Origin of the sequence: Duganella radicis (assembly GCF_009720825.1) — a bacterium.
Classification (GTDB): Bacteria; Pseudomonadota; Gammaproteobacteria; order Burkholderiales; family Burkholderiaceae_D; genus Rugamonas; species Rugamonas radicis.
The window spans coordinates 287,434-299,934 of record NZ_WNKY01000003.1; the positions used below are offsets into that span (position 1 = coordinate 287,434).

The 12,501-nt window shown below is 62.4% G+C and carries 9 protein-coding genes; 6 read left to right on the forward strand and 3 right to left on the reverse strand.

The features are described from left to right. Positions 1-7: 7 nt before the first annotated feature. Complete coding sequence (locus GM676_RS05895; RefSeq protein WP_155462487.1) at positions 8-934, reverse strand: LysR family transcriptional regulator; 927 nt, start codon at positions 932-934, stop codon at positions 8-10. 124 nt (positions 935-1,058) lie between these two features. Between GM676_RS05895 and GM676_RS05900 the strand changes: the two genes are divergently transcribed. The 5 genes from GM676_RS05900 (at position 1,059) to GM676_RS05920 (ending at position 8,360) form a co-directional block, all read left to right on the forward strand. After that, the gene (locus tag GM676_RS05900; RefSeq protein WP_155462488.1) at positions 1,059-1,271 is read left to right on the forward strand and encodes a hypothetical protein; all 213 of its coding nucleotides are present in this window, start codon (positions 1,059-1,061) and stop codon (positions 1,269-1,271) included. Continuing rightward, positions 1,268-2,134 carry an alpha/beta hydrolase gene (locus GM676_RS05905; protein ID WP_155462489.1) on the forward strand — a complete coding sequence of 289 codons (867 nt, stop codon included), beginning with the start codon at positions 1,268-1,270 and terminating at the stop codon, positions 2,132-2,134. Before GM676_RS05900 ends, GM676_RS05905 begins: the two co-directional genes overlap by 4 nt. A gap of 300 nt (positions 2,135-2,434) precedes the next feature. Then, the gene (locus tag GM676_RS05910; RefSeq protein ID WP_155462490.1) at positions 2,435-3,670 is read left to right on the forward strand and encodes an efflux RND transporter periplasmic adaptor subunit; all 1,236 of its coding nucleotides are present in this window, start codon (positions 2,435-2,437) and stop codon (positions 3,668-3,670) included. 6 nt (positions 3,671-3,676) lie between these two features. Then, entirely contained in the window at positions 3,677-6,865 is a 3,189-nt protein-coding gene (locus tag GM676_RS05915; RefSeq protein ID WP_155462491.1) for an efflux RND transporter permease subunit, read from the forward strand. Position 6,866: 1 nt separating this feature from the next. Then, complete coding sequence (locus GM676_RS05920) at positions 6,867-8,360, forward strand: efflux transporter outer membrane subunit (protein WP_155462492.1); 1,494 nt, start codon at positions 6,867-6,869, stop codon at positions 8,358-8,360. Positions 8,361-8,432: 72 nt separating this feature from the next. Here the strand turns inward: GM676_RS05920 and GM676_RS05925 are convergent, their stop codons facing one another. After that, complete coding sequence (locus tag GM676_RS05925; protein ID WP_155462493.1) at positions 8,433-8,783, reverse strand: hypothetical protein; 351 nt, start codon at positions 8,781-8,783, stop codon at positions 8,433-8,435. A gap of 157 nt (positions 8,784-8,940) precedes the next feature. Between GM676_RS05925 and ligD the strand changes: the two genes are divergently transcribed. Next, the gene (ligD, locus tag GM676_RS05930) at positions 8,941-11,430 is read left to right on the forward strand and encodes a DNA ligase D (RefSeq protein ID WP_155462494.1); all 2,490 of its coding nucleotides are present in this window, start codon (positions 8,941-8,943) and stop codon (positions 11,428-11,430) included. A gap of 19 nt (positions 11,431-11,449) precedes the next feature. Here the strand turns inward: ligD and ku are convergent, their stop codons facing one another. Further along, a complete protein-coding gene (gene ku / locus GM676_RS05935; protein ID WP_155462495.1) occupies positions 11,450-12,499 on the reverse strand; it encodes a non-homologous end joining protein Ku in 1,050 nt (349 codons plus the stop codon). Positions 12,500-12,501 lie beyond the last annotated feature (2 nt).

The window sequence follows — 12,501 nt, forward strand, 5'->3', positions numbered from 1 at the left end:
CAATCTCTCATAAGGCGGCGCGCGCGGGCAGGCGCATGCCGGGGTGATTGGAAAATAGTTCGGCGATCCACTCGACAAACACGCGCACCTTGGCCGACAGGTGACGGTTCTGCGGGTACACCACGTGCACCGGCAGCGGATCGCTGATCCAGCCGTCGAGTATCGCCTCAAAGCGGCCGTCCTTGATCATCGGCTCCATCAGGAAGTTCGGCATCTGCACGATGCCCAACCCCGCCAGTCCCGCCGCCGTGTAGGAGTTGGTGTCGTTCAGCGCGATCAGGCCGGGCAGGGCGACCTGCACCCGTTCGCCATCGCGCGTGAAATCCCAGTCGAAGATTTTACCGGTGCGCGAGGAAAAATAGTTCACGCAGCGGTGCCGCAGCAATTCGTTCGGATGGGTGGGCCGGCCGTAGCGGTCCAGGTAGGCCGGCGTGGCGCAGGTGAGGAAGTGCATGACGCCGACCCGCCGCGCGATCAGGCTGGAGTCGCCCAGCTGGCCGCCGCGTACCGCGCAATCGACGCCTTCCTCGATCAGATCCACCGTGCGGTCGCTGGAGCCCAGCTCCAGCTGGATGTCCGGATAGCGCTCGAAGAAGTCGGGCAGGGCCGGTACGATCACCTCGCTGGACAAGCCGGTCGGCGCATCCACCCGCAACCGCCCGGAAGGACTGAGCCGGGTGCGCGACAGCGATTCCTCGGCTTCGCGCACGTCCGACAGAATCCGCAGGCAGCGTTCATAATAGGCCGCGCCGTCGGCCGTCACGCTCACGTGGCGCGTGGTCCGGTGCAATAACTTGGCCGCCAGAGACGTCTCCAGCGCCTGGATCAGCGTGGAGACGGTGGCCTTGGGCAGCTGCATGTTTTCCGCCGCGCGCGTGAAGCCGCCGGCGTCCACCACCTGCACAAACACTTCCATCGCTTGAAGTTTATTCATCTTTCACCTTCATTGTTCGAGATCCTGAACAATCAATTCAACTTTGCCGTATTTATCGGATTGTAGATCAAGTTTAAGATTGCTGTACTGCACAAAGCAAAAGATGAAGAAAGGAGGACTTATCATGAAATATCGGGATGCAATTTTCGCAACGATAGCGCTGGCGGCGACGTCGGCGGCACTGGCAGGCGTGGTATATACCGATGCCTACTCTCACACCGCGCAAGCGGAAGTTCATGGCGTACGCGCCCTCACGCTGGTGGCCAGCGGTGAAGCAGTGACCTGCGATCCTGCTACCATGTTGTCCTCCAACGAATCGGGCACGGTGCAACAATGAACAATCCAGCAGAGAAGCTGCCGACTTTGTCGGACCAACTGAAAATTCGCGCCCTTGAGGTCAAGGGCGCGGAAGGTCCGCTGGCGGCGCGTCTCTACACCAGCGGCGAAGTCGGGATCAAGCGTGACATGCTGCTGGTGTTCTTCCACGCCGGCGGCTTTGTCGGCGGCGACCTGGAAGACGCGGATGTCTTCCTGCGCCATTTGGCAGACGACAGCCCGCAGGTCGCCGTGTTAGCCTCTGCCTATACGCTGGCAACCGAAAAGCCTTTCCCGGCCGCGGTGGAAGATGCACACGCTGTGCTGATGTGGGCCAAGAAGAACAAGACCAAGTTGGGCTGGACCGGCAAGCAGTTGCTGGTGGCGGGGATTGAAGCGGGTGCCAATCTGGCGGCGGTGGTGGCGCTGATGTCGCGCGACCGCGGTGGCCCGGCGTTGACCGGCCAGGTGCTGATCATGCCGATGCTGGACCCGGGCCTGACCACCTGCTCGATGCGTGAAATGCAGGCGGCGCCGGAGCTGCTGGACGTGGCCGACGCCTGTGCGAAGGCCTACCGCGGCTACCTGCCGAATGCCGCCGACCGCACGCACCCGTATGCCTCGCCGCTGCAATCGAGCCGTTTGAAAAACCTGCCGCAGGCCTTGATCCTGTCGACCGAAGATGACCCGCTGCGCGACGAAGCGGAACAATATGGCGCCAAGCTGATTTCGTGCGGCGTCAAGACCACTGTCCGGCGCATGCAGCCGGCGCCCCTGAACGATGTGGGGGCACGTAACGAATGCGCCTGTCGATGTCAGGCGCTGGGAGAGATCGCCGGTTTCATCGCCGGCCTGGAACGGTCCGAGACGCCGCCAGCCGCATAGGGTCCCCCTGAACCTTTAGCAGTAATGAGTCACGTCCCCACTGGCTTGCCGGCGGGGCGAGTGGGCTGTGACGTTTAAATTGGGAGCGAAGGACGCACAGGCGGCGCGCAGGGCAAGGCGCAAAGCGCAGCGATAGCGAGCTATCGCGAGCATTTGCAACGCCGCCATGTGCGTTGCCTGGGCGGCAGGCGCTACCAATTTAAGCGTGACAGCCCACCAGTACCGTGTTTTCTCGATTTTCCTTGAGACCGCCCGGTGCCGCCTTTTCTATTAATTATTTTCATACAAAAAGGATTTAAAATGAAAAACATTAAATCAATGACCGCTGTAGCCCGGCCGCTGGCCGCCGCTATGGCGCTGGCGGGCCTGGCCGCAATTTCCCTCTCCGGTTGCGGCGACGCGAACAGCAAAGCGGCCGAAGCACCGGCAGGCGCGGGCGGTCCTCCGATTTCGGCCGCGGCCGTGGTCGAGAAAAGCATTATCGAAACCCAGGAGTTCTCGGGCCGCCTGGAAGCCATCGAGCAAGTGCAGATCCGTCCGCGCGTGAGCGGCTTCATCACCGCCATCAACTTCAAGCCTGGCTCGCAGGTGAAGAAGGGCGACGTGCTGTTCGTGATCGATCCGCGTCCATATCAGGCCGAAGCCAATCGCGCCGAAGCCGCCGCCAACTCGGCACGCGCCAAGGCCGACCTGGCGAAAGTGGAGCTGGTGCGCTCGGAAAAACTGCTGGCCGATAAAGCCATCGCCCAGCGCGAGTACGACGCTTCGGCATCGAGCTACAAGCAACTGGACGCCGACGCCCGCGCCGCACAGGCACAGTACGAGGCGGCCAAGCTGAATCTGAGCTACACCCAGGTGACGTCGCCGATCAACGGCCGCGTGTCGAAAGCCGAAATCACCCTGGGTAACCTGGTGGATGCCTCGGCCGTGCTGACTTCCGTGGTGTCGCTGGACCAGATCTACGCCTCCTTCGACGGCGACGAAGACACCTATCTGCGCGTCGGCGCCGCCGCCCATCAAGGCAAGCCTGCCACCGTGAAGATCGGCCTGGCCAACGAAACCGGCTTCCCGCATGAAGGCAAGCTGGAATTCGTCGACAACCAGCTGGACGTCCGCAGCGGCTCGGTGCGCATGCGCGCCACCCTGGCCAACACCGACGGCGCACTGGTGCCAGGCCTGTTCGCCCGCGTGCAGCTGGCCGGCAGCACCGGCGCCAGGCAAGCCATCCTGATCAACGAGCGCGCCGTCAACACGGACCAGAACCGCAAGTTCGTGTTCGTGGTCGACAAGGACAACAAGGCTGAATACCGCCCGATCACGCTGGGCCAGCAAATCGATGGCCTGCGCGTGGTGCGCGAAGGTCTGAAGCCGGGCGAGAAGATCGTCGTCAACGGCCTGCAACGCGTGAAGCCAGGTTCGCCGCTGACCCCGACCGTGGTGCCGATGGATTCCGATCCGCTGGCAGCCAACGTGGCCAAGAAAGAAGAGAAAGTCGCCGCAGTCGATACCAAAAAGACCGGCACCTCCAAGGAATAATTAAAAATGAATATCTCTCGATTTTTCGTCGACAAGCCGATCTTCGCGGCGGTGCTGTCGATCGTTATCTTCGTCGCCGGCTTGATATCCATCTTCAAGCTGCCGATCTCGGAGTATCCGGACGTGGTGCCGCCGTCGGTGGTGGTGCGCGCGCAGTATCCGGGCGCGAATCCGAAGATCATCGCCGAAACCGTGGCCGCGCCGCTTGAGGAACAGATCAACGGCGTCGAGAACATGCTGTACATGTCCTCGCAAAACACCTCGGACGGCGCGCTGGCGCTGACCGTCACCTTCAAGATCGGCACCAACGTCGAGCAGGCCGAAACGCAAGTGCAGAACCGCGTCCAACGCGCGCTGCCACGCCTGCCGGAAGAGGTACGCCAGATCGGTGTGACGACCGTCAAGTCGTCGCCTAACCTGACCATGGTGGTCCACCTGAATTCGCCGAACGGCCGTTACGACGACCTGTATCTGCGCAATTACGCGGTGCTGAACATCAAGGACCAGCTGGCACGCCTGCCTGGCATGGGCGAGGTGCAGCTGTTTGGTTCGGGCGACTACGCCATGCGCGTCTGGCTCGATCCGCAGAAAGTGGCGCAGCGCGGCCTGACCGCCGGTGACGTGGTGAACGCCATCCGCGAGCAGAACGTGCAAGTGGCGGCCGGTGTGATCGGCCAGGGTCCAAGCAAGAACGCGGACTTCCAGCTGACCGTGAACACGCAAGGCCGTCTGCAATCGGAAGAAGAGTTCGGCAACATCATCCTGAAGACCAACAACGACGGCGCGGTCACGCTGCTGAAGGATGTGGCGCGTCTGGAGATGGGTTCGAACTCCTACGCCCTGCGCTCGCTGCTGAACAACAAATCGGCGGTGGCGATCCCTATTTTCGAAGCACCTAACGCCAACGCGCTGCAACTGTCGGCCGACGTGCGCTCGACCATGGCTCGCCTGTCGAAAGATTTCCCGGAAGGCGTCGAATACAGCATTGTGTACGACCCGACCCAATTCGTGCGTGAATCGATCCGCTCCGTGATCCACACCCTGGTTGAGGCGATCATCCTGGTGGCGCTGGTGGTGATCGTATTCCTGCAAACCTGGCGCGCATCGGTGATCCCGCTGCTGGCCGTTCCTGTCTCGGTGGTGGGTACCTTCGCCGTGATGCTGGGCTTTGGCTTCTCGATCAACACGCTGTCGCTGTTCGGCCTTGTGCTGGCCATCGGTATCGTGGTGGACGATGCGATCGTGGTGGTGGAAAACGTCGAGCGTAATATTCACGACGGCCTGAATCCACGCGAAGCGACCATCCAGGCCATGAAAGAGGTGAGCGGTCCGATTATCGCGATTGCGCTGGTGCTGTGCGCCGTGTTCGTGCCGATCGCTTTCGTCTCCGGTCTGTCGGGCCAGTTCTACAAGCAGTTCGCCCTGACCATCGCGATTTCGACCGTGATCTCGGCATTCAGCTCGCTGACCCTGGCGCCCGCACTGGCCGCGGCCCTGCTGAAACCAGCCAATGCACCGAAAGATGCGCTGACCCGCGTCATGGACAAGATCTTCGGTGGTTTCTTCGGCTGGTTCAACCGCTTCTTCAACCGCGCTTCGCACGGCTATGAAACCGGCGTGACCGGCGTGTTGAAACGCAAAGGCTCGTCGCTGATCGTGTACGCCGTGCTGGCCGTGGCCGCAGGCTTCATGTTCAAGGTGGTGCCACCTGGCTTTGTGCCGGCGCAGGACAAGCAGTACCTGATCGGCTTCGCCCAGTTGCCTGACGCAGCCTCGCTGGACCGTACCGACGCCGTGATCCGCAAGATGTCGGACATCGCCAAGGAAATCCCGGGTGTGGAGAACTCGATCTCCTTCCCAGGCCTGTCGATCAACGGCTTCACCAACGCGCCTAACGCAGGTATCGTGTTCACTGGTCTGAAACCATTCGACCAGCGCACCAAGAAGAGCGAGTCGGCCGAAGCGATTGCCGCTGAAATCAACAAGCGCATGGGCGCCATTGAAGGCGCGTTCGTGATGGTGCTGCCGCCGCCGCCAGTCAATGGCCTGGGCACCACCGGCGGCTTCAAGCTGATGGTGGAAGACCGCGACAACCTCGGTTACGACGCGCTGTTCAAAGCCGTGCAAGCGGTGCAGATGAAGGCGTGGCAAAATCCGAAACTGGCCGGCGTGTTCTCCAGCTATCAGATCAACGTGCCACAGCTGTTCGCCGACATCGACCGCGCCAAGGCCAAGCAACTGGGCGTGCCGCTGAATACGATTTACCAGACCTTGCAGATCAATCTGGGCTCGCTGTATGTGAACGACTTCAATCAGTTCGGCCGTACCTATCAGGTGCGCGTGCAGGCTGACCAGCAATTCCGTTCGCACGCGGAAGACATCGCCCAGCTGAAAGTCCGCAACGACAAGGGCGAGATGATTCCACTGTCCTCGCTGATGCGTGTGAAAGACAGCTATGGCCCGGATCGCGTACAGCGTTACAACGCCTACGTGGCGGCCGAGATCAATGGCGCACCGGCTCCTGGCGTATCGTCGGGTGAAGCGCAGGCCGAGATGACCAAGATCGTCAACGAAGTTCTGCCGAAAGGTATCGGCTACGAATGGACGGAGCTGGTGTATCAGGACATCCTGTCGGGTAACACCATGATTTACGTGTTCCCACTGTGCGTGCTGCTGGTGTTCCTGGTGCTGGCCGCACAATACGAAAGCTGGACCTTGCCGCTGGCGGTGATCCTGATCGTGCCGATGTCCATTCTGTGCGCACTGATTGGCGTGAAGCTGACCCACGGCGACAACAACGTGTTCACCCAGATTGCGCTGTTCGTGCTGGTTGGCCTGGCGTCGAAGAATGCGATTCTGATCGTGGAGTTTGCACGGGAGCTTGAGCACCATGGCCGTTCGATCGTGGAAGCCGCGCTGGAAGCCTGCCGTCTGCGTCTGCGTCCGATTCTGATGACGTCGATCGCATTCATCATGGGTGTGCTGCCGCTGGTGTTCTCGCACGGTGCGGGTTCGGAAATGCGTCATGCGATGGGGGTGGCGGTGTTTGCCGGCATGCTGGGCGTGACCTTCTTCGGCCTGTTCCTGACGCCGGTGTTCTACGTCCTGCTGCGTACCCTGGCTGTGCGTCTGGAAAAGAATAAACCAGCCGTGGCGGCCGATGCCGCTCCGGCCAAACTGGAAGGGACTCATTAACATGAACAAGCTGCATATGATCGCAAAAGGCGTCGCGCCCATCCTGGCTGCCTTGCTGATGACCGCGTGCGCTGCACCGGAATTCAAGCAGCCAGCGATCGAAGTGCCGACTGCCTTCAAGGAATCCCAGCAACCGGAGGTTGCTGTTAAAACCGCCGCCGATGGCAGCACCTGGAAACAGGCGCAGCCCGCCGAAGCGCAGCCGCGCGGCGAGTGGTGGCTGGCGTTCAACGATCCGGCCCTGAATGAGCTGATCAACGAAGCCACCCGCGCCAACGCCAACCTGGCGGTGGCCGCGGCCCGCGTCAAGCAGGCGCGCGCCATTGCCGGCATCGCGGAAGCGGACCGCATTCCGCAAGTCGGCGTCAACGCCGGTGCACAGCGCGTGCGCCAGTCGGATGTGGAACTGGGCCTGCCGGCCGGCACGCCGGTGGCGCCGGCCAAGGTGTTCACCGCCAACCTGACGGCGAGCTACGAGGTCGATCTGTTCGGCCGCGTATCGTCCAACGTGGCGGCAGCGCGTGGCGACGCCGCTTCGGTGGAAGCCAACTACCGCTCGGTGCTGCTGGCCGTGCAGGCCGACGTGGCGCAGACTTACTTCCGTTTGCGTTCCACCGACGCCGAACTGGAAACGCTGAACCGCACGGTGCAGACGCGTGAAGAAAACGTCAAGGTCAACCAGCGTCGTTTCGATCTGGGTGACATTGGCGAGTTCGATCTGTCGCGCGCCAGGACCGAGCTGGCGACGGCGCGTGCCGAAGCCATTGGCTTGCAGCGTCAGCGCGTGACCACCGAGCATGCGCTGGCGGTCTTGCTGGGCAAGCCGGCGGCCAGCTACACGGCGGGTAACAGCCCGCTGCTGGACGGCACGCTGCTGCCGGTGATTCCAGCCGGCCTGCCGTCGTCGCTGCTGGAGCGTCGTCCGGACGTCGCCGCCGCGCAGCGCGCGATGGAAGCGTCGAATGCCCGCATCGGCGTGGCCCGTTCGGCCATGTTCCCGTCGCTGATGCTGAACGCGAACGCGGGCGGCACCTCGGCCAACACGGTGGCGGACGTATTCAAGTGGAGCAGCCGTTCCTGGCTGCTGGGCGCGGCCTTGTCGATGCCGTTGATCGATGGTGGCCGCAACCGCGCCAACATCACGCGCAGCGAAGCGGCGCTGGAGGAATCGGTTGGCACGTATCGTCAGAGCGTGCTGACGGCTTTCGCGGAAGTGGAAGACAATCTGGCGGGCCTGCGTATCCTGGCTGGCCAGACGGCGCAGATTGAGGATGCCGTGGTCTCGGCACGCCGTTCGGCGGACCTGGCGCAGAAGCTGTACACGGCCGGCCGCTCCAGCTATCTGGATCTGCTGGATGCGCAACGCAATCTGGCCTCGGTGGAGCGCAGCGCGGTGCAGTTGCGCGGTAATCGCGCGGTTACCACGGTGGCGTTGATCCGTGCGCTGGGCGGTGGCTGGGGCGATGCGCCGCCAACCACGCTGGCGCAGAAGTAAAAAAAAAGCCCGCCTGCCTGAACGCGCTCAAGATCGCGCTCAGTGCAGGCGGGCTTTTTTTACGCGTCGTTCTTACTTGGTCACGACTGGAGCGGGAGTCGCTGCTGCTTCTGCTTTTTCTGCCTTGGCGTGGGCCTTGGCTTTGGTTTTGGTGGCTTTTGCGTGAGCGTCGGCCTTGTCGGCTTTTTCTTCGGCTTTGGCGACGGCGACGTCTTTCTTGGCGTCGGCTTCTACCTTGGCGGTCTTGGCTTCTGCCTTGATTTCGGCCTTGGTTTCCTTGGCTTCCGCTTTAGCGGCTGCCTTGGTTTCCTTGGCTTCGGCTTTGGCGGCGGCAGGAGCGGCAGGGGTGGCCGGGGCTGGGGTCTGTGCGAATGCAGCGGTAGCGAACAGGCCGGCGATCAGGGTAGCGATTACTTTAGTCATGATTCAATCCTTTAGTTTTCAGGTTTCGGGCCCGGGACAATTCCCGCGTCTCTGAGCAAAAAACGCGGCCTCGAATCGTATCGTTGACGGTCTTTACAATCGCTTACATGTTCGGTATCGCACGGTGTGCGCGCTGGATCGGGCATAGGCTAAGCGCATGAAAGGCTCGCTCAAAACCTACAAGGCCAAGCGCAACTTCGCCATCACGCCGGAACCAGCCGAAGGCGGTGAGGGCGGCGCCGGTGTGTTCGTGATCCAGAAGCACTGGGCCACGCGCCTGCACTATGACTTCCGTCTTGAACTCGATGGCGTCATGATGAGCTGGGCCGTGCCCAAGGGACCGAGCTACGACACGCATGACAAGCGTATGGCCGTGCATGTGGAGGACCATCCGATTTCGTACAACGATTTCGAAGGTACGATACCGCCGAAGCAGTATGGCGCCGGCAAGGTGATCATCTGGGACAAGGGCACATGGAAACCGCTCGATGAGCCGCACAAGGCGCTCAAGGCGGGCAATATGAAGTTTGAGATGTACGGCCACAAGATGCACGGCCGCTGGGTGCTGGTGCGCATGAAGGGCAAGGGCGAGAAGCAGGAGCCCTGGCTGCTCATCAAGGAGCACGACGAATACGCGCGCCCCGCCGAAGAGTTCAGCGTGATCGACGAAATGCCCGACAGCGTCAAGGCGCTGCCCATGCCCGCCGCCGCGCCCAGCACAAACGTCGAGCGTGGCTCCGCGCCAGCCACCGCTGACCTCCTGAGCGCCGCGCCCAAGGCGGCGATGCCGGAGACCTTGTCGCCGCAACTGGCCACGCTGGTTGACGCGCCGCCGGCGTCGGCGGAGGACTGGCTGTTCGAGGTCAAGTTCGATGGCTATCGACTACTCGCCCGCGTGGACGGCAAGGACATCCGCCTGATCACCCGCAACGGCAACGACTGGACCCACAAGCTGCAACCCTTGCGTGCCGAACTCGCCCGATTGAAGCTGCCGGCCGGCTGGTACGACGGCGAAATCGTGGTCCACGACGACAACGGCCGCCCTGACTTCGGCCTTCTGCAAAACGCCTTCGACGAGGACCACCCGGGCGACATCGTCTACTTCCTGTTCGACCTCCCATTCCACAACGGCCGCGACCTGCGCGACCTGCCGCTGGAAGACCGGCGCGCCATCCTGCAAGACATCATGGCCAGGCGCGAAACCGACAACGTCCGCTTCAGCGCCGCCCTCAGCGCGCCGCCACAAGACATGATCGCCGCCGCCTGCCAGATGGGCCTTGAGGGCATCATCGGCAAGCGCAAGGACTCGCGCTACACAGCAAGACGCGCCGGCACCTGGATCAAACTCAAATGCGGCCAACGGCAGGAATTCGTCATCGGCGGCTACACCGACCCGCAAGGCTCGCGCAGCGGCTTCGGCTCGCTCCTGCTGGGCACCTACGACCAGGACGGCAAACTCCAATACGCCGGCAACGTCGGCAGCGGCTTCAACGCCACCTCGCTGGCCGAACTCAAAGCCCAGATGGACAAGCACGTCGCCGACAAAAGTCCATTCGCGCCCAACCGCGACATCGCCAAAAAAGCCCACTGGCTCAAGCCAGCGCTGGTGGCTGAAGTCAGCTTCGGCGAGTGGACCCATTCCGGCTCGATCCGCCACGCCGTTTTCAAAGGACTGCGCAAGGATAAGCGCGCAAGCAGCATCACGCGCGAAACGCCTGCCCATCTCAAAGAGGAGCAACCCACCATGCAATCCGCGCTCGCCTCAATGAAAATCACGAACCCAGACCGCGTCATCGACAAACAAAGCGGCGCCACCAAGATCGCGCTGATACGCTACTACGCGCTGGTGGCCGACCTGATGATCCCGCACCTCAAGGGCCGCCCGGTATCGCTGGTGCGCGCGCCGGAGGGTGTGGGCGGCGAACTGTTCTTCCAGAAGCATGCGGAGGTCAACCGCATGCCGGGCATGAAGCAGTTCAAGCAGTCGCTCGATCCCGACCATCCGCCGATGCTGGAAGTGCCGACCGAAGAGGCCTTGCTGTCGGCCGCGCAAATGAACGTGGTCGAGCTGCACACGCAAAACGCCAACGGCAGCAGCTACGAAAAACCCAATCGCATGATCTTCGATCTCGACCCCGGCAAAAACGTCAGCTGGGACCAAGTCAAGGAAGCGGCACACCTGATGCGGGCCTTCCTCACCGAGCTTGAACTGCCGGCCTTCCTGAAAACCAGCGGCGGTAAAGGTCTGCACGTGGTGGTGCCGCTCAAGCCTGGCTACGGTTGGGACGACGTGAAGTCCTTCTCGCAAGCGATCGTCGCGCACATGGCGCAGACCATCCCGGATCGCTTCGTGTTGAAAAGCGGGCCGCGCAACCGCGTCGGCAAAATCTTCATCGACTACCTGCGCAATGGGCGCGGCGCCACTACTGTCAGCGCATGGTCGGCGCGCACCCGGCCGGGGCTGGGCATCTCGGTGCCGATTACGTGGGATGAACTGGATGGCCTGCAGAGCGCGGACCAGTGGAACGTCAGCAATGTCCACGACCGTCTCGATGTCGGCAACGCACCGTGGGACGATTACACCAAATCCGCCAAAGGCCTGGCCCCGGCCATGAAGCTGATGAAGTTCAAACCGGGGCAGGGCTGAGAGACCGCTGGCGGCCTGCTTACGCCGCCTTGCGGCTCGCGGCAGGCTTGCGTTTCGCGGCCGCCGTGGCGTGCGTGGTGGTTTTCGCGGTGGACTTGGCGCTGCTCTTGGCGCGCGTGGTCGAGGTGGCGCGGCGTGCCGTGCTGGCGCCGCCAGACTTGGCGCTGCGCGTTTTCGGCTTGACGTCTTCCTCCTCTTCCTCTTCCTCGTCATCCTCTTCCTCGGCGGACGTGGGCGTGGGTTTCGGCTTAGCCGCCGCGCCCTTGCCGCCACGCTTGCCCAGGCTATCCTGTAGCAGCGCCACCAGATCGACCACATTGGAGGCTTTTGGTGCGGCCGTCTCCTTGTCCGGCGCGGTGATGGTCTTGGTCTGGCCGGCCTTGATCTTTTTCTTCACCATGGCCAGCACATCTTCCTTGTAGGTGTCGTGATACTGCTCCGGCTCCCATTCCGCGCTCATGCCCTCCACCAGCGACAGCGCCATTTGCAGCTCCTTGTCGCTGATGCCGGCCGCCTTCAAGGTGGCGGGCGGCAGCTTCAATTCCTCGGCGCTGCGGATCTCGGTGGCGTAGCGCAACGTGTTCAGCACGATCTTGTCCTCCACGCACACCAGCGCGCAAAGGTGCTGCTTGGTGCGCATCACCACCGTGGCGATGCCGATCTTGCCGGCCTTGCGCAAGGTCTCGCGCAACAGCGCATACACTTTGCCGCCACCTTTTGCCGGCGCGAGATAGTAGGGCGTTTCGTAATAAGTGAGCGGCACCTCGGACGCCTCCACGAAGGCCACGATGTCGATGGTCTGCGTCGCCTCGACGTTGGCGCGCTTCAGATCCTCTTCCGACAGCACCACGTACTCGTTATCCTCGTACTCGTAACCCTTGACGATATCGTCCCACGTCACCTCCTTGCCGGTGCTTTTGTTATAGCGCTTGTAGCCGACCGGCGAAAAATCGCGCCGGTCCAGCATGGTCAGGTCCAGGTCGTGCTCCTGCACGGCCGTGTACATCTCGACCGGAATGTAGACCAGCCCGAAGCTGATCGCCCCTTTCCACAAAGCGCGTGCGGCCATGG